This is a genomic window from Leisingera aquimarina DSM 24565, assembly GCF_000473165.1.
GTDB lineage: Bacteria > Pseudomonadota > Alphaproteobacteria > Rhodobacterales > Rhodobacteraceae > Leisingera > Leisingera aquimarina.
Genome location: NZ_KI421504.1, coordinates 754,933 through 777,674, shown reverse-complemented (window position 1 = coordinate 777,674; position 22,742 = coordinate 754,933). Strand labels below are relative to the sequence as shown.

General features: G+C 57.1%; 22 protein-coding genes. 10 read left to right on the top strand and 12 right to left on the bottom strand.

All coding sequences use genetic code 11. The features are described 5' to 3' along the window. Positions 1-4: 4 nt before the first annotated feature. Both ilvA and AQUI_RS0107680 read right to left on the bottom strand, forming a co-directional pair. Positions 5-1,231 (bottom strand): threonine ammonia-lyase IlvA, encoded by a 1,227-nt coding sequence (gene ilvA, locus AQUI_RS0107685; protein ID WP_027257001.1) that lies wholly within the window; start codon positions 1,229-1,231, stop codon positions 5-7. Between the two features lie 72 nt (positions 1,232-1,303). Then, positions 1,304-2,068, bottom strand: coding sequence for a hypothetical protein (locus AQUI_RS0107680; protein WP_156916792.1), 765 nt, complete (start codon positions 2,066-2,068; stop codon positions 1,304-1,306). Positions 2,069-2,205: 137 nt separating this feature from the next. Between AQUI_RS0107680 and AQUI_RS0107675 the strand changes: the two genes are divergently transcribed. From AQUI_RS0107675 to AQUI_RS0107665, 3 genes are all read left to right on the top strand, one after another. Continuing rightward, on the top strand, positions 2,206-3,432 hold the full coding sequence (locus AQUI_RS0107675) for an argininosuccinate synthase (RefSeq protein ID WP_027256999.1): 1,227 nt from the start codon (positions 2,206-2,208) through the stop codon (positions 3,430-3,432). Further along, positions 3,429-3,893, top strand: coding sequence for a DUF1810 domain-containing protein (locus AQUI_RS0107670; protein WP_027256998.1), 465 nt, complete (start codon positions 3,429-3,431; stop codon positions 3,891-3,893). Before AQUI_RS0107675 ends, AQUI_RS0107670 begins: the two co-directional genes overlap by 4 nt. Positions 3,894-3,972: 79 nt before the next feature. Next, positions 3,973-4,257 (top strand): SCP2 sterol-binding domain-containing protein, encoded by a 285-nt coding sequence (locus tag AQUI_RS0107665; RefSeq protein ID WP_027256997.1) that lies wholly within the window; start codon positions 3,973-3,975, stop codon positions 4,255-4,257. A 73-nt stretch (positions 4,258-4,330) separates the two neighbouring features. Here the strand turns inward: AQUI_RS0107665 and AQUI_RS0107660 are convergent, their stop codons facing one another. After that, complete coding sequence (locus AQUI_RS0107660) at positions 4,331-5,044, bottom strand: sulfotransferase-like domain-containing protein (RefSeq protein ID WP_027256996.1); 714 nt, start codon at positions 5,042-5,044, stop codon at positions 4,331-4,333. Further along, positions 5,044-5,952: a D-amino acid aminotransferase gene (locus tag AQUI_RS0107655; protein WP_027256995.1), complete on the bottom strand. Its 909-nt coding sequence runs from the start codon at positions 5,950-5,952 to the stop codon at positions 5,044-5,046. Before AQUI_RS0107655 ends, AQUI_RS0107660 begins: the two co-directional genes overlap by 1 nt. A 149-nt stretch (positions 5,953-6,101) precedes the next feature. Here AQUI_RS0107655 and msrA point away from each other — a divergent pair, with 149 nt between their 5' ends. Continuing rightward, complete coding sequence (msrA, locus tag AQUI_RS0107650; RefSeq protein WP_027256994.1) at positions 6,102-6,767, top strand: peptide-methionine (S)-S-oxide reductase MsrA; 666 nt, start codon at positions 6,102-6,104, stop codon at positions 6,765-6,767. A 77-nt stretch (positions 6,768-6,844) separates the two neighbouring features. Here msrA and AQUI_RS0107645 read toward each other — a convergent pair whose 3' ends face one another. Together AQUI_RS0107645 and AQUI_RS0107640 are read right to left on the bottom strand one after the other, a co-directional pair. Beyond that, positions 6,845-7,717 (bottom strand): ribokinase, encoded by an 873-nt coding sequence (locus AQUI_RS0107645; protein WP_027256993.1) that lies wholly within the window; start codon positions 7,715-7,717, stop codon positions 6,845-6,847. A 5-nt stretch (positions 7,718-7,722) separates the two neighbouring features. Further along, a complete protein-coding gene (locus tag AQUI_RS0107640; RefSeq protein WP_027256992.1) occupies positions 7,723-9,978 on the bottom strand; it encodes an NADP-dependent malic enzyme in 2,256 nt (751 codons plus the stop codon). 300 nt (positions 9,979-10,278) lie between these two features. On the opposite strand from AQUI_RS0107640, the gene AQUI_RS0107635 reads away from it, so the two are divergent. Next, positions 10,279-11,112, top strand: a complete 834-nt coding sequence (locus tag AQUI_RS0107635; protein ID WP_027256991.1) for a flagellin N-terminal helical domain-containing protein — start codon at positions 10,279-10,281, stop codon at positions 11,110-11,112. A gap of 101 nt (positions 11,113-11,213) precedes the next feature. Next, positions 11,214-13,844, top strand: a complete 2,631-nt coding sequence (gene mutS / locus AQUI_RS0107630) for a DNA mismatch repair protein MutS (RefSeq protein WP_027256990.1) — start codon at positions 11,214-11,216, stop codon at positions 13,842-13,844. 86 nt (positions 13,845-13,930) lie between these two features. On the opposite strand, the gene AQUI_RS0107625 is transcribed toward mutS, so the two are convergent. Together AQUI_RS0107625 and hrcA are read right to left on the bottom strand one after the other, a co-directional pair. Then, positions 13,931-14,494: a nucleotide exchange factor GrpE gene (locus AQUI_RS0107625; protein ID WP_027256989.1), complete on the bottom strand. Its 564-nt coding sequence runs from the start codon at positions 14,492-14,494 to the stop codon at positions 13,931-13,933. Positions 14,495-14,503: 9 nt separating this feature from the next. Next, entirely contained in the window at positions 14,504-15,568 is a 1,065-nt protein-coding gene (gene hrcA, locus AQUI_RS0107620) for a heat-inducible transcriptional repressor HrcA (protein ID WP_027256988.1), read from the bottom strand. Positions 15,569-15,711: 143 nt separating this feature from the next. On the opposite strand from hrcA, the gene rph reads away from it, so the two are divergent. Genes rph through AQUI_RS0107600 form a run of 4 tightly spaced genes read left to right on the top strand, consistent with a single transcriptional unit; the run spans position 15,712 to position 18,541 of the window. Continuing rightward, a complete protein-coding gene (gene rph, locus AQUI_RS0107615; RefSeq protein ID WP_027256987.1) occupies positions 15,712-16,425 on the top strand; it encodes a ribonuclease PH in 714 nt (237 codons plus the stop codon). Next, positions 16,422-17,036: an RdgB/HAM1 family non-canonical purine NTP pyrophosphatase gene (gene rdgB, locus AQUI_RS0107610; RefSeq protein ID WP_027256986.1), complete on the top strand. Its 615-nt coding sequence runs from the start codon at positions 16,422-16,424 to the stop codon at positions 17,034-17,036. Before rph ends, rdgB begins: the two co-directional genes overlap by 4 nt. Next, positions 17,029-18,183 carry a radical SAM family heme chaperone HemW gene (gene hemW, locus AQUI_RS0107605; RefSeq protein ID WP_027256985.1) on the top strand — a complete coding sequence of 385 codons (1,155 nt, stop codon included), beginning with the start codon at positions 17,029-17,031 and terminating at the stop codon, positions 18,181-18,183. The genes rdgB and hemW overlap by 8 nt, the downstream gene beginning before the upstream one ends. 4 nt (positions 18,184-18,187) lie before the next feature. After that, positions 18,188-18,541, top strand: a complete 354-nt coding sequence (locus AQUI_RS0107600; protein ID WP_027256984.1) for a YbaN family protein — start codon at positions 18,188-18,190, stop codon at positions 18,539-18,541. On the opposite strand, the gene AQUI_RS0107595 is transcribed toward AQUI_RS0107600, so the two are convergent. From AQUI_RS0107595 to mnmG, 4 genes are read right to left on the bottom strand one after another with little or no spacing between them, the layout of a single operon-like run. Continuing rightward, on the bottom strand, positions 18,531-19,424 hold the full coding sequence (locus tag AQUI_RS0107595) for a ParB/RepB/Spo0J family partition protein (protein ID WP_027256983.1): 894 nt from the start codon (positions 19,422-19,424) through the stop codon (positions 18,531-18,533). The genes AQUI_RS0107600 and AQUI_RS0107595 overlap by 11 nt on opposite strands. 26 nt (positions 19,425-19,450) lie before the next feature. After that, on the bottom strand, positions 19,451-20,260 hold the full coding sequence (locus tag AQUI_RS0107590; RefSeq protein WP_027256982.1) for a ParA family protein: 810 nt from the start codon (positions 20,258-20,260) through the stop codon (positions 19,451-19,453). Then, entirely contained in the window at positions 20,253-20,858 is a 606-nt protein-coding gene (gene rsmG, locus AQUI_RS0107585) for a 16S rRNA (guanine(527)-N(7))-methyltransferase RsmG (RefSeq protein ID WP_027256981.1), read from the bottom strand. The genes AQUI_RS0107590 and rsmG overlap by 8 nt, the downstream gene beginning before the upstream one ends. Before the next feature lie 8 nt (positions 20,859-20,866). Continuing rightward, positions 20,867-22,741 carry a tRNA uridine-5-carboxymethylaminomethyl(34) synthesis enzyme MnmG gene (mnmG, locus tag AQUI_RS0107580; RefSeq protein WP_027256980.1) on the bottom strand — a complete coding sequence of 625 codons (1,875 nt, stop codon included), beginning with the start codon at positions 22,739-22,741 and terminating at the stop codon, positions 20,867-20,869. Position 22,742 lies beyond the last annotated feature (1 nt).

Below are 22,742 nucleotides of genomic sequence, written 5' to 3'. Positions count from 1 at the left end.
GGCTTCAGATCACAAATTGCGCCAGCGTCTCGTCCTGAGTGATGTCGGTGAAGGTCATCCCAGCCGCATCCAACCGCGCAAACAACTGCTCAAAATTCTCCGGCCGCTTGGTCTCAATTCCGATCAGCACCGAGCCGAAATTGCGGGCGGACTTCTTCATGTATTCAAAGCGGGCGATGTCGTCCTCCGGGCCTAAGATACCAAGAAACTCTTTCAGCGCACCAGGCCGCTGCGGCAGCCGCAAGATGAAGTACTTCTTCACTCCAGAATAGCGCTGCGCCCGTTCTTTGACCTCTGGCAGACGTTCAAAATCAAAGTTGCCCCCGGATGTAACGCAAACCACTGTCTTGCCGCGGATCCAGGAGCGCACATCCTGCAGCGCTTCAACCGACAGCGCGCCGGCCGGTTCCAGCACGATGCCTTCCACGTTCAGCATCTCGATGATGGTGGCGCAGATCCGGTCCTCGGAAATGCCCAGAACATCCGGCAGCGGCACATCCTTCAGAATGTCGAATGGCAGCGCGCCGATCCGCCCCACTGCAGCGCCATCGACAAAGGTGTCGACCTTTTCCAGCGCAACCGGTTTACCTGCGGCAAGCGCTGCCCGCAGACAGGCACCGCCGTCAGGTTCAATAAATAAGCTGTGCACTTCCTGACCAAACCATGAGGAGACCCCGGCAGACATGCCGCCGCCGCCTACCGGCAGCAGGACATGATCCGGCGCCTTGCCAAGCTGCGCCTCAATCTCCACCGCGATGGAGGCCTGGCCTTCAATCACATCGGCATCGTCAAATGGCGACAGGAAATGGCCGCCTTCCTTGGCGCACCACTTCTGTGCGGCAGCCAGACAGATATCGAAATAGTCGCCGACAAGATGGATTTCGATATGGTCGCCGCCGAACATCCGGGTCTTCTGGATCTTCTGTTGCGGCGTGGTGACCGGCATGAAGATCACCCCACGCTTGCCCATGTGGCGGCACATGAAGGCGACCCCTTGCGCGTGGTTGCCGGCCGAGGCGCAGACAAACAGCTCTTGATCCGGCTGCTTGCGCATCGCGTTCAGCGCACCGCGGATCTTGTAGGACCGAACCGGGCTCAGGTCTTCACGCTTCAGATAGATGTCGGCGCCGAAACGCTCGGATAGATGCACATTGCGCTGCAACGGAGTTGCAGGAAACACATCGCGCATCGCCTGTTCAGCGGCGCGGGCCTGGCTCTTGAAATCGTTCATGGATTATTCAGTGGCGCAAGCCCGCCCCCAAGACAAGGGGCAGGTGCAAAGCATACATAAGAATACCAGAGATCAGACCGGACGACCTTCGACGTAGTGGCCGTAAAGGGTGGTCAGCAGGCTGATGTTCAAAAGGGCCAAGGCAGCTGATACGAGGAGTGAGACACCAAAAGCCAACGATGGGGATGCCGCCAGCGCTTCGGCAGCGAATTGGGCTGCGTATTGTGCTGCAACCAATATGGCAGCCAAACCCAGAAGGTCACCAAAAGCGTTTCCAGTGGAGTTCCAAGCTTCGCGCAGCCCCATGTCCGCTCCCAACGCTGCCGCCGGCAGGATCACTGAAAGCCTGAGAACCAGATAGGTGACAAAAATTGCAATCGGCAGGTTGGCCAATTGCAGAACTGCCGCCCCTGCCCCGCTAAGCAGTGTTGTTACTAGAAGAACCATCAGCAGCACAGGAATCATCATGCACAAAAGAACCAGCGCAATCTGCACAGACCGTCCAAAGTAGGCCATCACGCGACCGCCTTCCAAACCCGGCAGCCAGCCCTGCGGCATTTCCTCAAGCAGAACAAAGCGGTGCCAGGAAACCACACTCCACATCCCAATCAAGAGCGAAAACATTGCGACCAGGAACAGCGGGCCGCTTAAGCCTGAATTTTCCGGCAGCGGTGTCATTACACCCCATTGCAGGATGCCCCACAAACCCGTCATTTTAAAAAAAGTCGCAAATAGTGCCGCAATCAGCAGCGTGGGAACCAAAAACACCCGCAGCATATCACCAAAATTCCGTGCCAGCATTCCCACTGAATGACTGAACAGCGCCCAAGGTTTCATCAAAATCTGCTCCAATTTGAAAACCACATCTGGCGCGGACCATAGTTGCAGCCGACTCTGCACGAAACCCCAGTTAACCTTGCCCTTCCGGACAAAACCCGCTACGCCGCAGGCGTTCTGACCTGAGAGGGAATTCCATGTCCGCGCCCAAGAAAGTTGTGCTCGCCTATTCCGGCGGCCTCGACACCTCGATCATCCTGAAATGGCTGCAGACCGAATACGGCTGCGAAGTTGTCACCTTCACCGCCGACCTCGGCCAGGGTGAAGAACTGGAACCCGCCCGCAAGAAAGCGGAAATGCTGGGTATCACGCCTGAAAACATCTTCATCGAAGATGTGCGCGAGGAATTTGTCCGCGACTTCGTCTTTCCGATGTTCCGCGCCAATGCGGTCTATGAGGGCCTCTACCTGCTAGGCACGTCGATTGCCCGCCCGCTGATCTCCAAGCGTCTTGTAGAGATCGCCGAAGCCACCGGTGCCGACGCGGTCGCTCACGGGGCCACCGGCAAGGGCAACGATCAGGTCCGTTTCGAATTGGCTGCCTACGCTCTGAACCCGGACATCAAGGTGATCGCACCCTGGCGTGAATGGGATCTGACCTCGCGTACCCGTCTGCTGGAGTTTGCTGAACAAAACCAGATCCCGGTGGCCAAGGACAAACGCGGCGAAGCGCCCTTCTCGGTTGACGCCAACCTGCTGCACACCTCCTCCGAAGGCAAAGTTCTGGAAGACCCGGCGGTGATGGCGCCTGACTACGTCTACCAACGCACCGTGCACCCCGAGGACGCGCCGAACGAGCCTGAGTTCATCGAGGTCGGCTTTGAAAAAGGTGATGCCGTCAGCATCAACGGTGAAGCGCTGAGCCCGGCAGACCTGCTGACAAAGCTGAACGAACTGGGCGGCAAGCACGGTTGCGGCCGTCTCGATCTGGTCGAAGGCCGCTTTGTCGGCATGAAATCCCGCGGTATTTATGAAACGCCGGGCGGCACCCTGCTGCTGGAAGCCCACCGCGGGATTGAATCGATCACCATGGACCGCGGCGCAATGCATCTGAAAGATGAGCTGATGCCGAAATACGCAGAGCTGATCTACAATGGTTTCTGGTATTCGCCCGAGCGTGAAATGCTGCAGGCTGCGATCGACAAGAGCCAGGAACATGTCACCGGAACCGTGCGCCTTAAACTTTATAAGGGCTCCGCAACCTGTGTCGGTCGCTGGTCGGATCACTCTCTTTACTCCGAAGCACACGTGACTTTTGAAGAAGATGCCGGCGCCTATGACCAGACCGATGCAGCAGGCTTTATCCAATTGAATGCCCTGCGCCTCAAGCTGCTGGCCGCCCGCGAGCGCCGGATCAAGAAGTGAGTGATTACGACGATATTGACGGCGAATTCGAAGACGATTTCGCGGAAGAGCTGGAAATGTTCGTCGAGGCTCAGGACACCGTTTGGGCGGCTGTACTGGCTGAACTCTCCGCAGGACAAAAGACGAGCCACTGGATGTGGTTCGTCTTTCCCCAATTGGCCGAACTGGGCCAATCGCACATGGCACAGCTTTACGGGATCGAAGACCTGGCCGAGGCCACAGCCTATCTGAACCACGAAAAGCTGCGCAGCCGCTTGGTGGACGCCAGCCGTCTGATGCTGCAGCATCAGGGTTCAGATCCCGTGCAAATCCTCGGCAGTACCGACGCCAAGAAACTGCGCTCTTCGATGACGTTGTTTGCAGCTGTGCCCAGTGCGCCGGCGGAATTCCGGCAGGTGCTTGAGATCTTCTATGGCGGTCAGCCCTGTCCACTGACCAAGGCAGCTCTTGCCGGGACGTAACCCGGCGCCCTCCCCTTTGGTCACTATTGCCCGGTATCCCTAACGTGCCTAACCCTCACCGCGAGCAAGGGAGGAACATATGGCACTTCAGGACATCGCCGAGGACATCCGGACAGGTCTGGCTGGAAAGAGCTTTGACGGCACGCTGAAATTCGACTGTGGGGAGGATGGCGTTATCGTGCTCGCCGAAGGCGGTGCCAGCACCTATGACTGTGACACCGACTGCACGCTTCAGCTTTCCAGAGAGAACCTGAAAAAGCTTCTCACCGGCAAGCTCAACCCGATGACGGCCGTAGTGATGGGAAAAATAAAAATCTCCGGCGACATGGGTGTTGCCATGAAACTGGGCAAACTGATCGGCTGAGCCTCTTCTTCTGACTGAAAACATCCTGGGGGTGAGCGCCGCAGGCGCGAGGGGGCAACGCCCCCTTCTCCCCTCAGATTCTCGCTGCCTTCATCTGCTCATATAAAGGCAGCGCCGCCTGCAGCACGGGCTGCAGGTCTTCCTGCACCTCCGGCAGCGAACCTTCCGGGCCGGCAAAACCGGTTGAATTCCAGACCGCACCGTACCAGTGCGCCGCCCACACGCCATCGTCTTTGTGTCCGCCCCTTGGCCAGGTCAGCATCTTCGGGGAATACGGCATGCCGAGCGTCTCGCACAACTGTTCCAGTTTGCCTGCCGGATCCTTCCGAATGTCATGGCTGTCCACGACAACCGGTGCATGTCCCCAGCTGCGTACCAGCTCGATCAGCTCCGCCTGTTGGCGGAACCCAATGTCCTCCAGCGTGGGATTTTCCCGTTTCACGGCATAAGAAGCTATCACTCGTGCCGGATGACGGATCAGGAAAACATTTGTGACCTCTCGCATCCACTGGCGCGGAACACCGGGGATCATGTGCTGTGTCATATGTTTTTGGTAGTAGTAGGGCCTGGCGCTTGGGACCTGCGCCAGCAGCGCCTTTGCTACCTCGTCCGGTTCCCGCGACTGGCTTTCCAGAATTTCCGCTCGCATCGGGTGATTGAGGCCGGTCATCGCCAGATAGGCCGCATAAAACGGTTCATCCACCACCGCGCAATCACCGCGGTTGCCAAAGGCATACATCATCGCCGTCGACAGATTCCGCGGCCCGGACCACATTGCAATCCGCATCAGGCACACTCCCTTTCAATCAGATCCTTGTAGAGAGCACGAAGGCGTTCAGTCATGGGCCCCATTTGCCCGCTGCCAATCTGCCGTCCGTCGATCCTGCCCACCGGAGTCTGTGCCCCGAAAGTGCCGGTCAGGAAGGCTTCGTCGGCGCCGTATGCATCCACCAAAGAATAGTTCCGCTCGTGAACCGGAATACTGTTGGCGCGACACAAGTCGATCACTTTCTGCCGGGTAATGCCATTCATGCAGTAATCCCCGGTCGAAGTCCAAACCTCTCCCCTGCGCACAATGAAAAAGTTGCAGGCATTTGTGGTGTTCACAAAACCATTCACATCCAGCATCAGCGCTTCATCCGCGCCGGCCTTCTCGGCGGCGATGCAGGCGATAATGCAGTTCAGCTTGGAGTGGGAATTCAGTTTGGGGTCCTGTGTCATCGGCAGCCCGCGGATATGCGGCACTGTGGCCAGTTTAATCGGGCGTGGCAGGTTGGGGCGGGAATGCTCCATAATAATGGTCATGGTCGGGCCTTGCTGCGACAGCGAAGGGTGCTGGAAGGGGCGCGTTTTTACTCCGCGTGTAACCATCAACCGGGCATGGGCATCAGTGATCATGCCATTGGCTTTCTGTGTCTCCAACACGGCAGTTTTCACGCCCTCCCTATCCAACCCGATATCCAGGTCAATCGCCTTGGCGGCCTCAAACAGCCGGTCCAGATGCTCGTCCATGAAGGCCCAGGTTCCGTTGTACAGCCGCAACCCTTCCCACACACCGTCCCCCAGCATAAAACCGCTGTCATAAACGCTCACCTTGGCCTCAGCCTTGGGGACAGTTTTTCCATTCAGATAGATCAGGATTTCTTCGTTGCGCTGATCTTCTTCAGCCTGGTGAGTGCTCATCTTTTCAGTCATGGGATCCTCCTTTGCCGGCACGTTAGTAATATTGGATCCAATTTCCAAGCAGTAACTTGCTGTCACCTGTCCGTGAAATCCGCCGCTGCCGGGTTGAGGGGCTGGGCATCAGCCGGCAGGGTGACAGCAAAGCAGAAGGGAGGCCCAAGATGCGTTTTCTGGAGAATCTGAGACCTTTTACTTTGATAGGGCTTATTGCGATCGGCACGATTGCACATGCCAATCCTGTGCAGGCGCAATCAACTGAAGTCCTGACTGTGGCCGGTGGATGCTTCTGGTGTGTGGAAAGCGATTTTGAAAGCGTGCCCGGGGTGACTGAAGCCGTGTCGGGCTATACTGGCGGCAAAACAGAAAACCCGACTTACAAGGACGTCAGCCGCGGCGGCAGCGGCCATTACGAAGCAGTACAGATTTCCTTTGATCCGGCAAAAGTCTCACGCGAACACTTGTTGGAACTTTTCTTCCGCTCGGTTGATCCGACAGACCCGGGCGGCCAGTTCTGCGACCGCGGCGAGAGCTACCGCACAGCGGTTTTTGTCTCTAACGAAGAAGAAAAGGCACTGGCTATGGAAGTGAAAGCCGAGGCTCAAGACGCCCTGGGACAAAGGATTGTGACCCCGGTCCTAACAGCAAAGGTTTTTTATAAAGCCGAAGAATATCACCAGGACTACTACAAGGGGAACAACTTGGTATTCACCCGATTTGGCCCCAAGCGGCAAGCTACGGCTTATAAACGATACCGCCAGGCTTGCGGGCGCGATGAACGAGTAGCGCAGCTATGGGGGGACGCGGCGCCCTTTGCAAACGGGCATTGAAGCGGGGCGCTGCCCCTTAGCCTGACGGCCAATTCTCCCAAAGTATTTTCAACCCAAAAGAAGCAGGCTGCCTCAGGTCAAAAGCGAGCCGCCTGCACTTCTTTCAGTTCTGGAATCACGTCCGCTGTGCCATGGCGTGCGACCATCAGCGCCGCAGCTTTCGCGGCCAGCGGCATTGCCTCTGACAACGGCAAACCTTGGTCCAGACCCGAAAGGACATATCCGGTGAAAGTGTCTCCTGCCCCTGTGGTATCTACAGGCGTAACCGGAAGAGCCGGAACATTCAGAACCGCACCGGTTTCGCCGTCGATATGCCGGGCCCCTTTAGCACCAAGAGTGATAATCACGTCTTTGATGCCAAGCTCATCGGGCGACTTGCCAGACGCCTCCTTCAGCTGTCCGGCTTCAACCTCGTTCAGGATCAAGAAGTCAAGAAACGGAAGAACCGCTTGGACTGCGTCGGCGTCAAAGGGGGCGGCGGCGTAGCAGACCCGCATCCCGTGATCGCGGCCCGCACGGGCGGCTTCGGCCTGCATATTGGTTTCATTCTGCATCACCAGAATGTCGCCTGCATTAGCCTGCGAAAGCGCTTGGTCCAACTGGTCCTGAGTCAGCGCACGGTTGGCGCCGAGAAACAGGATGATCTGGTTTTCCCCCTCCGGCTCCACCGCAATGATGGCGTGGCCGGTTGGGATGTCCACCTGGGCAATGTCTCGAATTCCAGTGCCATAATCCTTCAACCGCTCAACTGCCCAAGCCCCGTCAGGTCCAACAGCGCCGATGTGATTAACCTCGCTGCCAGCGCGGACGGCGGCAACGGACATGTTGGCGCCTTTCCCGCCTAGAAAGCGGTCAAGACGTCGGGCGGCAAGGGTTTCCCCCGCCACCGGCAGATGCGGCAAGGCATAGACCATGTCCGCATTGATTGATCCCAGGTTCCAGATTGCCATTCAGATCACCCGATGTTGCAGGCTGCCAGTACCGCCATATTCAAAATGTCATTGGTGGTGGAGGTGGTCGAGCAGATCTGGATCGGCTTGTCGATACCGGACAGGATCGGGCCGATAACCGTGGCACCGCCCATTTCCTGCATAAGCTTGACCGAAATCGAAGCTGAATGGCGGGCCGGTACAATCAGAATGTTGGCCGGGCCGGTCAAGCGCTGGAACGGGTAATACCGCTGGGCCCGCTCGTTGAGCGCCACATCAACGGTCATCTCGCCTTCGTATTCGAAATCAACACCGCGTTTATCCAAAACGGTGGGCGCGACATGCATCTTTTCCGCGCGTTCCGACACTGGGTAACCGAAGGTGGAGAAGCTGACAAAGGCCACCCGCGGTTCAAGCCCCATGTGGCGGGCAACACCCACCGCACGTTCAGCGATGTTTGCCAAGTGGTTCTCATCCGGCCATTCATGCACCAACGTATCCCCGATCAGCACGATCCGCCCCTTGTGCAGCAGCGCAGTCACACCAGCGGCACCATGATCGGCATCGGCATCAAACACATGGTTGATCCGCTCCAGAACATGGGCCGATTTCCGGGTTGCGCCGGTGACCAGACCGTCGCCATGCCCATGCGCCAGCATCAGGCTGGCAAACACGTGCCGGTCACGTCCCACCAACCGGTGAATATCCTTGTGATCAAAGCCTTTACGCTGCAAGCGGCTGTACAAAAAATCCTTGTACAAATCGAAATTCGGTGTGTTGGCAGCATTGACAATTTCCAGCTCACGCACGGCATCGCCAAGGCCGGCCTTTTCCAGCTTGGTCCGCACATCTTCCTGCCGGCCCACAACCAGAGATTTCCCAAAGCCGGAACGCTGATACATCACTGCAGCTCGCAGCGCACGCGGGTCGTCACCTTCGGCGAAGATCATCCGGGACTGGGCGGAACGGGCACGGGCATTCAATCCGCGCAGGATAGAGGCGGTCGGATCCATGCGGGACTTCAAACCCACCTCATAGGCATCCATGTCCACGATCGGACGGCGGGCGGCACCGGTATCCATGCCAGCCCTGGCCACTGCCAGCGGGATCCGATGGATGAGCCGGGGATCAAAGGGAGTCGGAATGATGTAGTCGCGGCCAAAAGACAGAGACTTGCCATAGGCCAGTGCCACTTCGTCCGGTACATCCTCGCGCGCAAGGGCAGCCAGAGCATGGGCACAGGCGATCTTCATCTCGTCATTGATGGCGCGGGCGTGGATATCCAGCGCGCCGCGGAACAGGTACGGGAAGCCCAGCACGTTGTTGACCTGGTTCGGGTAATCGGACCGGCCGGTGGCGACGATGGCATCGACACGCACCTCGTGCGCCTCTTCAGGAGTGATTTCCGGATCCGGGTTTGCCATCGCAAAAATCACCGGATTGTCGGCCATCGCGGCCACCATTTCCTGGGTTACCGCGCCCTTGACCGATACGCCCAAAAAGACGTCGGCACCGCGCATGGCTTCTTCCAGAGTGCGCAGATCCGTGCTGATCGCGTGGGCCGATTTCCACTGGTTCATACCCTCGGTACGGCCCTGATAGATCACGCCTTTAGTGTCGCAGACGATGCAGTTCTCGTGCCGCGCGCCCATGGCTTTCAGCAGCTCGATACAGGCAATGCCGGCTGCCCCTGCCCCATTCAGGACGATCTTCACATCCTCAATCTTCTTACCCGACAGATGCAACGCGTTGATCAGGCCGGCCGCGCAGATCACCGCGGTGCCATGCTGATCGTCGTGGAAGACGGGAATGTCCATCTCTTCCTTGAGCTTCTGCTCAATGATGAAACACTCGGGCGCCTTGATATCTTCCAAATTGATGCCGCCAAATGTCGGCCCCATCAGCTTAACCGCCTCGATGAATTTGTCCGGATCTTCGGTATCCAGCTCGATGTCGATCGAGTTCACATCGGCGAAGCGTTTGAACAGGACAGATTTGCCCTCCATCACCGGTTTGGACCCCAATGCCCCCAGATTGCCCAGCCCCAGCACCGCAGTGCCGTTGGAAATCACCGCAACCAGATTGCCCTTATTGGTGTAATCATAAGCAGTTTCAGGGTTTTCCGCGATCGCCTCGCAAGGCACCGCAACGCCTGGAGAGTACGCCAGCGACAGATCCCTCTGCGTTGTCATCGGGACAGTGGCATTGATCTCCCATTTGCCCGGAGACGGCTCCAGGTGAAACGCCAGGGCTTCCTCGTCGGTGATCTTTGTTTTGGGCATTTGATCTCGTGTCCTCTCCTCGTCGCGGTCCGTCTTAGCCCAGCCAACCGCGCCCCTCAATCCGGGCTTTCAAGAATCTGTATAGCCAGAATTGAGATAAATGCGACTAAAGGACGATGGATAGCGCCAGATTTTCACCTTAAAGTAGACGCCCGGCTGCAGTAATTTATTAATAAGTATTAACCCGCACCTGTAAGCCAGGTGGCGCTGCGCGCTCGAACTCATGAGTCTGAGAAGCACGTGTCAGAATGACATTTGTCCGCCCGGCACACGGGCCTAGGATCAAAGGAATAATGAGGAATGATAAGTTTCCAAAACAATTCCGGCGCGATGGTTGCCTTGCAGACATTGGGTGGCGTCAATAGCCAGCTCGACACCGTGCAAAACAGCATATCCACCGGCAAAGAAGTCAACACGGCGCAAGATAACGCCGCCCTCTGGGCGATCTCCGAACTGATGGATTCGGATATTTCGGGATTGCGTTCTGTCTCAGACACGTTGTCGCTGGGGGAAGCCACCGTAGCGGTTGCTTCCGCCGGAGCTGAACAGATCACTGACGCTTTAACCGAAATGCGGTCACTGGCAGTTATGGCGGCAAGCGGCATGGGGGATTTCAGCAAATTCGAAGCCGCCCTGTCGCAAAAGACCGAGCAGATCAATTCCATAATCTCATCCTCCAGTTTCAATGGTGTGAACCTTCTAAAAACGGATGTGGACGGCAATGGCGGCACAGCGCTGACTGTACCATCTGCACTATCCGGGGCCGGAGGCGTGACCACGCTCAGCGTAGATGGCGCGGACTTCGAAGGCAGCCCGCAGTTTGACATTGGCAACCGGATTGCCATCACCGACAGCACCAGTGCGCTGACCGCCCTAGGAGAAATCGAGGGGTTTCTGGCTTACGCAATCGACAGCTCCGCTGCTCTTGGCGCCAGCGCAGGCGGCATTGCCGAACAAAACCAGTTTGTCGGGAAACTGTCGGATTCGATCACCCAAGGAGTCAGTTCGATGATCGACACCAGCATGGAGGAAGCGGCGACAAAACTTCTGGCGCTACAGGCGCAGCAACATCTGAGCACGCTGTCGCTTTCCATTGTCAACACAATGCCAGACACACTGCGCAACCTTTACTGACAGCAGACTGCCGCCGGAGGTCTTGGCGGCAGTCACATCCGGGTTTTCCTCGCACCGCCCCCATTGTACACGTTTTACAACGACGACCCGGGGGATTTTTCATGACCGTAACGCCCATGATGGCGCAGTATCTCGAGATCAAGGCAGCGCATGCGGATGCGTTGCTTTTTTATCGGATGGGCGACTTTTACGAGATGTTCTTTGAGGACGCAGTCAATGCCGCAGAAGCCTTGGACATCGCGCTGACCAAACGAGGCAAGCACAACGGCGAGGACATTCCGATGTGCGGCGTGCCAGTCCATGCCGCCGAAGGCTATCTGCTGACGCTGATCCGCAAGGGCTTTCGCGTTGCCGTGGGCGAGCAGCTGGAAAGCCCGGCCGAAGCCAAAAAGCGCGGTTCCAAATCGGTAGTGAAACGGGATGTGGTGCGGCTTGTGACTCCGGGCACTCTCACCGAGGAGTCTTTGCTAGAAGCGCGCCGCCATAATTTCCTGGTTTCTTACTCTGAACTGCGGGATGAGGCGGCGCTGGCTTGGGCGGACATCTCCACCGGAGCGTTCCACGTGATGCCGGTCGCGCGGGTCCGCTTGTCGCCCGAGCTCGCCCGCCTGGCGCCGTCGGAGCTGATCGTTGCTGATGGCCCGGCCTATGACGCTGCCCTCCCTCTGGCTGAAGAATACAAGATCCAGCTCACTCCGCTGGGCAAAGCGAGCTTTGACAGCACCGCGGCAGAAAAACGCATCTGCACCCTGTTCAACGTCAGCGCCCTGGATGGATTCGGTACTTTCACCCGGGCCGAGGTCTCAGCCATGGGCGCACTGATCGACTATCTGGAAATCACCCAAAAGGGCAAGCTGCCGCTGTTGCAGCCGCCGCAGCAGGAGGCGCAGGACCGGGTGGTGCAGATTGATGCCGCCACCCGCCGCAATCTGGAGCTGACCCGTTCCCTATCCGGGGGCCGTGCCGGCTCGCTGCTGGCAGTAGTGGACCGCACTGTCACCCCCGGCGGCGCCCGCTTGCTGGAACAACGGCTGTCCAGCCCCTCCCGTAATCTCGATGTGATCCACCAGCGCCTTGCTGCATTGGATTTCACTGTTGAACAATCTCAGACCGCCGAAGATCTGCGCGCGGCTTTGCGCAAAACACCGGACCTCGATCGGGCGCTCTCCCGTCTGGCGCTGGAGCGCGGCGGCCCGCGCGATCTGGCTGCTATCCGCAACGGGTTGTCGCAGGCCGAAGCAATTGCCGGGTTCTGCGCAGGGCTGGAACTGCCTGCGCTGATGGCCGGGGCCATGTCGGATCTGCAAGGTTTCGACGATTTGCTGTCTCTCCTGGATGCAGCCCTGGTGGCCGAACCGCCGCTTATGGCACGGGACGGCGGTTACATCGCAACCGGCTACGACCCGGAACTGGACGAAGCCCGCACCCTGCGCGACGAGGGGCGCTCAGTGATTGCTTCAATGCAGAAGAAATACGCGGAACACACCGGTGTCACTTCGCTGAAGATCAAACACAACAATGTGCTGGGCTATTTCATCGAAACCACCGCGACACACGCGGACAAAATGATGTCTCCTCCGCTGAACGAAACCTATATTCACCGCCAGACGACTGCCAATCAGGTCCGTTTCACCACAGTGGAACTGAGCGAGATTGAAACCCGCATCCTGAATGCCGGAAACTTGGCGCTTGAGATCGAAAAGCGGCTCTATACTAGACTTTCCCGGGCAATTCTGGAAGCAGCCGCCCGCCTGAACACCGCCGCCCGCGGGCTGGCTGAACTGGATCTTCTGGCCGGGCTGGCCAATCTGGCGCGTGGCGAAAACTGGACCCGTCCCAAGGTTGACGGCAGCCGCGCGTTTCACGTTGAAGGCGGCCGCCACCCGGTGGTGGAACAGGCTCTGCGCCAGCAAGGCGGCGAGACCTTTGTGGCCAATGACTGCGATCTGTCAGCTCAGGATGGCGCCGCAGTCTGGCTGCTCACCGGTCCCAACATGGCAGGTAAGTCGACCTTCCTGCGCCAGAATGCACTGATTGCACTGCTGGCCCAGATGGGCAGTTATGTCCCTGCGGAAAGCGCCCACATCGGCCTCGTCAGCCAGCTGTTCAGCCGGGTTGGCGCCTCGGACGATCTGGCCCGCGGCCGCTCCACCTTCATGGTAGAGATGGTCGAAACCGCCGCCATTCTGAACCAGGCAGACGACCGCGCCTTGGTGATCCTTGACGAAATCGGCCGCGGCACCGCTACCTATGACGGTCTGTCCATCGCCTGGGCGACGCTGGAGCATCTGCACGAGATGAACCGCTCCCGGGCGCTGTTTGCCACCCATTACCACGAGCTGACCCAGCTCGCCGCCAAGCTCGAGGGCGTCGACAACGCCACCGTGGCGGTCAAGGAATGGGAGGGTGAAGTAATCTTCCTGCATGAGGTGCGCAAGGGTGCCGCTGACCGTTCCTATGGCGTGCAGGTGGCGCAGCTTGCTGGCCTGCCCGCATCCGTTGTTGCACGGGCCCGCGACGTGCTCGACATGCTGGAACAGGGCAGCCGCGAGGGTGGTTCAAAGATTCAGATCGACGATCTGCCGCTTTTCGCCGCAGCCCCGCAGCCCCAACCCAAAGCCCCAGCGGGTCCTTCGCCGGCGGCAGACCTCCTGTCAAAAATCCACCCGGATGACCTGTCGCCACGTGAAGCGCTGGAAATGCTCTACAAGCTGAAGGAAGCCGCTGGCTGAAAAGACAAAGGGCGGCCCCATCCGGGACCGCCCTTTCATCTTTTCAAAAGTACTCGCCGAAGGCACAGGTCCGAAGGGCCTGTTTTTTAGCCCGCCGGTGTCGAAGAAACGCCAACCTGTGCCGCCCGCAGCAGGCGGTCATGCAACATGAAGCCTTCTGCAGAAACCTGGATGATGTCGCCTGCCTTGGTGCCCGGAACCGGTGCTTCGAACATAGCCTCATGCACCTGCGGATCAAACTTGTCGCCAACTTCCGGCGACACAACCCGGATGCCGTGCTTTTCGAACACACCCAGCAGCGAGCGCATGGTCAGTTCCACACCTTCGATCAGTGCCGCCGCAACTTCGCGCTGCTCGTCGGTCGCCGCTTCGATCGCGCGCTTCATGTTGTCGTAAACCGGCAGCATGTCACGAGCCAGTTTCGAGCCACCGTAATTCTCTGCTTCCCGGCGTGCCTTGTCACCGCGCTTGCGGGCGTTCTCAGCATCCGCCAGCGCCCGCATGAACCTGTCCTTCAGCTCATCCCGTTCCGCCCGGAGTGCATCGATTTCCAACGAGGCATCATCAAATTCCTCGGTCTGCCCCGCCAGCTCTTCAGCCTCGGCGGCAGCGATATCATCCAGAAAGTCTTCGTCCTTGAGCTCTGCCATGTTTCACCTCTAACTCCGGTCCGACAACAGTTTGCCGACCAGTTGTGCCGTATAGTCTACAATCGGCACAATCCGTCCGTAATTCAGGCGCGTCGGGCCAATCACCCCTACCGCACCGATGATCTTTCGATCCGCGTTCATATAGGGAGACACCACCAAAGAGGAACCCGAAAGTGAGAAAAGTTTGTTCTCCGAACCGATAAAAATGCGCACGCCATCGCCGTCTTCGGTCAGTTCCAGAAATTCGGCGATGTCACGCTTGCGCTCTAAATCGTCAAACAGGGTCCGTATCCGCTCCAGCTCCTCCGCCGCACCGGTTTTGGCCAGCAGATTCGCCCGCCCGCGCACAATCAGCCGGGCCTGCTCGCTGCCATCCTGCTCCCAGACCGCCAGTCCGCTTTCAATCATAGCATGTGCCAGGCTGTCGATTTCCTGGCGCCGCGCCGAGATTTCGGTCTGGATCTGCCGCTGCACCTCGCTCAGTGTCTTCCCCTCAATCAGCGCATTGAGGAAATTCGCCGCCTCCCGCATCGAACTGGGCGTCTGACCCGGCGGCGGGGTAAACAGGCGGTTCTCCACATGGCCGTCCGAGAACACCAGAACCACCAAGGCCCTGTCATGCGCCAGGGACACAAATTCAATATGCCGGATCTCAGCCTCATGCTTGGGAGTCAGCACCAGCGACGCCCCCTGGGTCACACCGGACAACGCTGCGCCGACCCGGTCCAGCATCCCGCCGACATCGCCGGCATTCCGCCCAAGTGTCGCATCAATCTTCTCGCGGTCCTGCACGTTGAGGTCGCCAACTTCCAGCAACCCATCGACAAACATCCGCAAGCCCATTTGTGTCGGCACCCTGCCAGCGCTTACGTGCGGGCTGTCCAGAAGGCCAAGATATTCCAGGTCCTGCATTACGTTACGAACCGTGGCCGCGCTTACCTTTTCGCTCAATGAACGTGTCAGCGTACGGCTCCCAACTGGATCGCCGCTCTCCAAATAGCTTTCGACCACCGTCCGGAAAACTTCCCGCGAGCGGTCATTCAGGTCTTGCAGAATATTGTTCGCGTCGCTCATCGATATTCCAGCGTTTCTTGCGGATTCAACATAAGAACCCAAAGCTAGGTTGTCATTAAAGAGCAGCGTGGGAAAAGGTCAATCGGGCTTGCATAGCTTGGCATCCGGGGGATATCCCCAAGCCAGCAAATAAAGGATGTGCCATGAGACCCTCAGGACGAGAACTGAATGAAATGCGCGCCGTGTCGATCGAGACCGGATTCACCAAGCACGCTGAGGGCTCTTGCCTGATCAAGGCTGGCGATACCCATGTCCTGTGCACTGCCACCATTGAAGACCGGGTGCCGCCGTTTATCAAGGGAACCGGCTTAGGCTGGGTTACTGCAGAATACGGTATGCTGCCGCGCGCCACCAATACCCGGATGCGCCGCGAAGCTGCGTCAGGCAAGCAAGGCGGCCGTACGGTGGAAATTCAGCGTCTGATCGGCCGCGCACTGCGCGCTGGCGTCGACCGCGTTGCATTGGGCGAGCGTCAGATCACCGTCGACTGTGACGTCCTGCAAGCCGATGGCGGTACCCGTTGCGCCTCGATCACCGGCGGCTGGGTAGCCCTGCGCCTGGCGGTCAACAAGCTGATGAAAGCCGGCGACGTCCACATTGACCCGCTGATGGATCCCGTTTCTGCTGTGTCATGCGGCATCTATGCAGGCCAGCCGGTGCTGGATCTGGACTACCCGGAGGATTCCGAGGCCGGCGTCGACGGCAACTTCATCATGACCGGCTCGGGCAAGCTGATCGAAGTGCAGATGTCCGCTGAAGGATCCCTGTTCTCCCGCGATCAGATGAACCAGCTGATGGATCTGGCCGCCAAGGGAACCGCAGAACTCGCAGAGATGCAAAAGGCCGCCTGCAAATGATCCGCAAACTGGAAGGCGGCAAGCTGCTTGTCGCCACCCACAACAAGGGCAAGCTGAACGAGATCACTGAGATACTCGCCCCCTTTGGTGTCAGCGTTGCCGGCGCCGGCGAAATGAACCTGCCGGAGCCAGAAGAAACTGAGGACACATTTGTCGGCAATGCCCGCATCAAGGCCCATGCGGCGGCCAAGGCAACCGGCCTGCCAGCCTTGTCCGACGATTCCGGGATCACTATCGACGCTCTGAATGGTGCCCCGGGTGTCTACACCGCCGATTGGGCAGAAACCCCTAATGGCCGTGACTTCCAAATGGCGATGACCCGCGCCAATGACGAACTGAACGCTGCAGGCCCCGCGGCGGCCCGCACCGCCCAGTTCCGCTGCACCCTGGTCATCGCCTGGCCCGACGGCCACGACGAGGTGTTCGAAGGCGTGATGCCCGGCCAACTGGTCTGGCCGATCCGTGGCGAGCATGGTTTTGGTTACGATCCGATGTTCCAACCGGACGGTTATAGCATCACCTGCGCCGAAATGGACCCAACGGAAAAGAACAAGATCAGCCATCGCGGCAAGGCAGTCGCCCAGTTCATCCGGGGCTGTTTCGGTGGATGACTGGCGCAATGGGGGCTTTGGTCTCTACGTGCATTGGCCCTTTTGCCAGGCCAAATGCCCCTATTGCGACTTCAACAGTCATGTCTCCGCGAAAATAGACCAAAAACTATGGGTTAGAGCCTATTTGAGCGAACTCGACAGACTCTCGGAACAGCTCTCAGGCCGTGTCCTCAACTCAATCTTCTTCGGCGGCGGCACTCCCTCTCTGATGCAGCCGGAAACTGTCGCCGCTGTTATCGATAGGGCACGTGAAATTTGGCTCTTTGCCAATGACATAGAGATCTCTCTTGAAGCAAATCCCGGCTCGGTTGAGGCAGGTCGCTTTGCCGGCTACCGCGACGCCGGAGTCAACAGGATCTCCATGGGCATTCAGGCCCTGAACGACGAGGACCTGCGCCGGCTGGGACGTATTCACAGTGTCTCCGAAGCAAAAGCAGCCTTTGATATCGCCCGCAAATGCTTTGACCGGGTCAGCTTTGATTTGATTTATGCCCGTCAGGGCCAAACACTGAAAACCTGGGAAGCAGAACTTAGCGAAGCACTTTCCATGGCTATTGACCACCTGTCGCTCTACCAGCTGACAATTGAGGACGGCACCGCTTTTGGTGATCGCTACGCCCGGGGTAAACTGCGCGGCCTGCCGGCCGACGACACCGCCGCGGATATGTACCAGGCGACCCAGGACATCTGCGCGTCTTTTGGCATGGCCGGCTATGAAATCTCCAACCACGCCAAGCCGGGTTCGGAATCCCGTCACAACCTGATCTATTGGCGATATGGCGACTATGCCGGGATCGGCCCCGGCGCCCATGGCCGTTTGAGTATAGATGGTACCCGGTACGCGACGGAAACCCATCTGGCCCCAGGTGCCTGGCTGAAAGCGGTCAGCAAGGGAAACGGAGAATCCCTGCGCGACTCTCTTTCGAAGGAAGATGCTGCGGCAGAATACATGATGATGGGGATGCGCCTGTCCGAAGGTCTGGATTTGGCACGGTACACTCAACTTTCAGGCGTTATTCTCCCTGAGAGTCGACTTTCGGACCTTGTACAGATGGGCATGATCACTATCTCAGAGCAGAGGCTTTGCGCGACGGATCAGGGACGCGCACTATTGAATGCGGTCCTCCGCGAACTGTTGATGGATTGAAGCAATGCGCTTTGTTTACGCCGGCCTAGGACTGTTCTGTGTCGGTTTGGCCGTCATAGGTATTGTTCTGCCCTTGCTTCCAACGGTCCCCTTCCTTCTCCTCGCTGCGTTCTTCTTCGCCAACTCATCCGAACGCCTGCACACTTGGATCGTTGATCATAACATTTTTGGTCCTATGATCCTGGATTGGCGCGACCACGGTGCCATCCGGCCGGGCGCAAAAAAGGCGGCAACCGTTTCGATTACCGCCGTATTCGGACTATCTCTGCTGCTTGGTGCCCCTGGTTACATAGTAGGGATCCAAGCACCTGTCCTCTCTTTGGTTCTAATATTCATCTGGACCCGGCCTAGCGGCTGAGAAGATTGCACAGCTCATCCAGTTGATCCAGACTTTCGTAGCTGATCGTAACAGCGCCGGCCTCACCGCCAGGCTTGTGATCGATGGCCACTTTCATTTTCAGAACTGCCGACAGATCCCCTTCAAGGGCACGGGTATCCGCATCCTTTTCCTGCGGCTTTCTCGGTTTCTTTTCGGCAATCGTCTGAACTCCAGCGGCATCTTTCTTGACCAATGCTTCAGTTGCGCGAACCGACAAGCCACCTTTGACAATTTTCGCAGCAAGATCCGAAGCATTGTCCGAAGTGATCAATGCCCGGGCATGGCCAGCCGACAGTTTTCGTTCCTGCACCAGGGTTTGAACATCATCCGGCAGGTGCAGCAAGCGCACTAGATTGGCAATATGGCTCCGGCTCTTTCCAAGTGCCTCTGCCATCCGTTCCTGCGTATGACCGAATTTTTCCATCAGCTGCTTGTAGCTCTGCGCCTCTTCCAACGCATTGAGATCCGAGCGCTGGATGTTTTCGATGATGGCCACTTCCATCATTTCAAGATCCGAGTAGTCCCGGATCAGCACAGGAACTTCATGCAGCTGGGCCGCCTGAGAGGCGCGCCAGCGGCGTTCACCAGCCACAATCTCGAATTTTCCACCCGGCCGCGGCCGCACGATCAGTGGCTGAAGAACGCCCTTTTCCTTAATCGAGGCCGTCAGATCATCCAAATCTTCTTGCAAGAACTGCCGGCGCGGCTGATTTGGGTTGGCAATGACATTTTCGATCGGCACCAGAATTTCTGCGTTCCTAGGTGCCTCTGGCTGCGTGCTCACCGGTGCAGGGTTCACATCTGCCATCAACGCTGACAATCCCCGGCCCAGTCCGCGTGGTTTTGTTTTTTTGTCTGCCATGATTGCCTCCGGTAGGTATTCTGCATTTACGCCGCTATCTTGTGATGTTTAGTAAGGATTTCCTCTGCCAACGCTCGGTATGCCTGTGCGCCAAGAGAGTTTGTGTCATAGTTTAGAACCGGTTGCGCATAAGAAGGTGCCTCGCTCACCCGGACATTGCGCGGGATCTTTGTTTGAAACACCAAATCTCCCAGATTTTCCCGGGCGTCCTGCTCCACCTGCTGCGACAAGTTGTTGCGACGATCAAACATAGTCAGGACAATCCCTTCAATCCGAAGGTTTGGATTCGCTGACTGCCGCACTTCTCTAATTGTCAGCATGAGTTGGGTCACGCCTTCTAAGGCAAAAAACTCGCTTTGCAACGGAACCAGAACTGAGTGCGCTGCTACCATTGCATTGACTGTCAGAAGATTCAGCGAGGGCGGGCAATCAATCAGAACATAGTCCCAATCATATTCGTCCATCGCGGTTTGGCGCAGAGCATCATGCAGAAGGAAACTGCGTTTTTCATTGGTAAACAGTTCGATGTCAGCCGAGCTGAGATCAACAGTCGCTGGGATGATACACAGATCCTCAATCTCCGTCGTTTGAATGACGTCACTCAGAGATGAGTCTTCAACCAAAAGATCATATGTTGTCAGATCCCGATCCGACGGTTCAATCCCAAGGCCAGTTGAGGCATTCCCTTGAGGATCAAGATCGACGACCAACACACGAAGTCCGGTTTCTACCAAAGCAGCCGCCAGATTTATGGCTGTCGTTGTCTTCCCAACCCCGCCTTTCTGATTTGCGACCGCGATAATACGAGGCCCCTCAGGGCGGGAATAATCAGACACGTGCCACTTCCCTTATTTTTAGGATTACTGCTTCTTGTTCTGTCAGACTTTTAACCTGTTCCGCATCGAACTGCCATTGCTGCCGTGCGTTATCCACTTCTTTTTTCCAGCTCTCTCCCTTGGGAAACAGCGCTACCCCTTCGGGTGACAGATGGCGCTCTGAAAATTCTAGCAAAGTGGACAAGTCCGCCAAGGCCCGTGCAGACAGAATGTCAGCCGCCTGAGGTTTAGCCTTTTCAATTCTTTCCGTCAAAACAGTCGCTTTGACGGAACATTCTCGTGCAGCTGTTCTAAGGAATGCAGATTTCCTCTGATCACTTTCGATCAATGTTACCTTCATGTTTGGTGCTTCATCTGCGGCCAAAAGGGCGATAATCAGACCGGGGAATCCGCCCCCACTACCTATATCGACCCAATGCTCAGCAGGATCTGTACAACGAAAAACTTGTATTGAATCTGCAATGTGGCGCATCCAAATATGTTCCAAGCTCGATTTCGATACGAGATTTATTTTTGGGTTCCACTTTTGAATAACCTGTTCAAACACCTCAAGCCTCTGAAATGTTTCACGTGAAACATCAAGGCTTTCAAAAAGCATTCCTTTCTTCACGCGGTCTTCCCCTCTCTGGAAAGACCACGGCGCAAACGTGCGAGAAGAAGCGCAAGCGCAGCAGGTGTTATTCCATCAATGCGCGCAGCTTGCGCCAGAGTTTCTGGTCTGGACTGGGACAATTTGCTTTGAAGTTCCTTGGAAAGACCTTCAATTCCTTCAAATGAAAAGTCGGCGGGAAAGCGATAACCCTCATCCCTCTTCATCGCCGAAACTTCCCGCTCTTGGCGTGCAATGTAGTTAGCGTAGAGAGCATCACGCTCCAACTGCCGACGAATATCTTCTCCGACTTCTGACAACTTCGGAATCAGCGGGATAACATCCTCAAAGGAGACATCAGGAAACGCAAGAACGTCCATTCCATTTCGACGGTTTCCATCTTGATTGATACGTATACCAGCCGAGGAAACTTCCTTGGGTGTAAATGTTTGTGATTCCAAGATGTTTCGACCGGAGGTCAGACACTCATTTTTCTCCAAGAACGCAATCCGCCGGCCTTCGCTGACACAACCCAGTTCGATCGCTTTGGGCGTTAGCCTCTGGTCTGCGTTATCTGCCCGCAAGGATAGGCGAAATTCAGCACGGGATGTAAACATTCGGTAGGGCTCGCTGACACCATTTGTGGTGAGATCGTCGATCATTACGCCTATGTAGCTGGTCGACCGGCCAAACGTAACCGGTTCCTCCTTCCGAGCCATACGCGCAGCGTTCACGCCGGCAACCAAGCCCTGTGCGGCTGCCTCCTCGTATCCGGTTGTCCCATTTATCTGCCCGGCCAAATACAAACCTGGAACGTCCTTCACGGACAGGTCCAGCCTCAAAATTCTGGGATCTACATAGTCATATTCAATTGCATACCCTGGCTGGAGGATCTCTGTTCTTTCAAGCCCCTTGATGGACCGGACATATGCCTCCTGAACGTCTTGCGGCAGGCTTGTAGAGATTCCATTTGGGTAGACTTTGTGATCCGAAACACCCTCCGGCTCCAAAAATATCTGATGCGATTCCTTGTCAGAAAAGCGAACAACCTTGTCTTCTATCGACGGACAGTATCGTGGACCGACACCTTCAATGTGCCCGCCGTACATGGCTGACCGCTCCAGGTTTTTCCGGATGATGTCATGTGTCTGTGTATTTGTGTGGGTAATCCCGCAGGAAACTTGCTTAGCGCTTATTGCCCTTGTCATAAACGAGAAGAAAACTGGGTCATCGTCCCCTGGTTGGGCTTCCAGACTGTCCCAATCGATTGTACGCCCGTCCAGCCGGGGCGGCGTACCAGTCTTCAGCCGGCCTAGGGGCAGTTCAAAACTGTCCAGGCGTTCAGCTAGCCGTACGGAAGGTCTATCACCAATCCGGCCTCCAGGTCTGGAAACATCTCCAATGTGAATAACGCCACGTAGAAATGTTCCGGAGGTGAGAATAACCGTCTTAGCCGGTACTTCACTACCATCAGCCAACACTGCACCGGAAACCGACTTACCCGACATGAGAAAATCGGTCACTTCACCTTCTAGAATTTCCAGGTTCGGTTGCGCTTCAGTTAGCCTCAGCATTTCCTGACGGTAAATCGTTCGGTCAGATTGCGCTCTTGGACCTTGAACCGCAGGCCCTTTCCGGCGATTCAGGAGACGGAATTGTATCCCAGAAAGATCAGCAACACGGCCCATTACTCCGTCAAGGGCATCAATTTCCCGAACAAGATGCCCCTTACCCAATCCTCCAATAGCAGGATTGCAAGACATCACACCGATTCCATTGCGATCCAGCGTGATCAGTACTGTTTTCGCACCCATTCGTGCGGCAGCATGAGCGGCTTCCGAGCCGGCATGCCCGCCACCAACCACAATCACATCATATTTCGAATGTTTCACG

Coding starts and splice junctions, on each gene's coding strand:
- ilvA (WP_027257001.1), bottom strand. CDS start 1,231: ATGAACGATTTCAAGAGCCAGGCCCGCGCCGCTGAACAGGCGATGCGC.
- AQUI_RS0107680 (WP_156916792.1), bottom strand. CDS start 2,068: ATGAAACCTTGGGCGCTGTTCAGTCATTCAGTGGGAATGCTGGCACGG.
- AQUI_RS0107675 (WP_027256999.1), top strand. CDS start 2,206: ATGTCCGCGCCCAAGAAAGTTGTGCTCGCCTATTCCGGCGGCCTCGAC.
- AQUI_RS0107665 (WP_027256997.1), top strand. CDS start 3,973: ATGGCACTTCAGGACATCGCCGAGGACATCCGGACAGGTCTGGCTGGA.
- AQUI_RS0107660 (WP_027256996.1), bottom strand. CDS start 5,044: ATGCGGATTGCAATGTGGTCCGGGCCGCGGAATCTGTCGACGGCGATG.
- AQUI_RS0107655 (WP_027256995.1), bottom strand. CDS start 5,952: ATGACTGAAAAGATGAGCACTCACCAGGCTGAAGAAGATCAGCGCAAC.
- msrA (WP_027256994.1), top strand. CDS start 6,102: ATGCGTTTTCTGGAGAATCTGAGACCTTTTACTTTGATAGGGCTTATT.
- AQUI_RS0107645 (WP_027256993.1), bottom strand. CDS start 7,717: ATGGCAATCTGGAACCTGGGATCAATCAATGCGGACATGGTCTATGCC.
- AQUI_RS0107640 (WP_027256992.1), bottom strand. CDS start 9,978: ATGCCCAAAACAAAGATCACCGACGAGGAAGCCCTGGCGTTTCACCTG.
- AQUI_RS0107635 (WP_027256991.1), top strand. CDS start 10,279: ATGATAAGTTTCCAAAACAATTCCGGCGCGATGGTTGCCTTGCAGACA.
- mutS (WP_027256990.1), top strand. CDS start 11,214: ATGACCGTAACGCCCATGATGGCGCAGTATCTCGAGATCAAGGCAGCG.
- AQUI_RS0107625 (WP_027256989.1), bottom strand. CDS start 14,494: ATGGCAGAGCTCAAGGACGAAGACTTTCTGGATGATATCGCTGCCGCC.
- hrcA (WP_027256988.1), bottom strand. CDS start 15,568: ATGAGCGACGCGAACAATATTCTGCAAGACCTGAATGACCGCTCGCGG.
- rph (WP_027256987.1), top strand. CDS start 15,712: ATGAGACCCTCAGGACGAGAACTGAATGAAATGCGCGCCGTGTCGATC.
- rdgB (WP_027256986.1), top strand. CDS start 16,422: ATGATCCGCAAACTGGAAGGCGGCAAGCTGCTTGTCGCCACCCACAAC.
- AQUI_RS0107600 (WP_027256984.1), top strand. CDS start 18,188: ATGCGCTTTGTTTACGCCGGCCTAGGACTGTTCTGTGTCGGTTTGGCC.
- AQUI_RS0107595 (WP_027256983.1), bottom strand. CDS start 19,424: ATGGCAGACAAAAAAACAAAACCACGCGGACTGGGCCGGGGATTGTCA.
- rsmG (WP_027256981.1), bottom strand. CDS start 20,858: ATGCTTTTTGAAAGCCTTGATGTTTCACGTGAAACATTTCAGAGGCTT.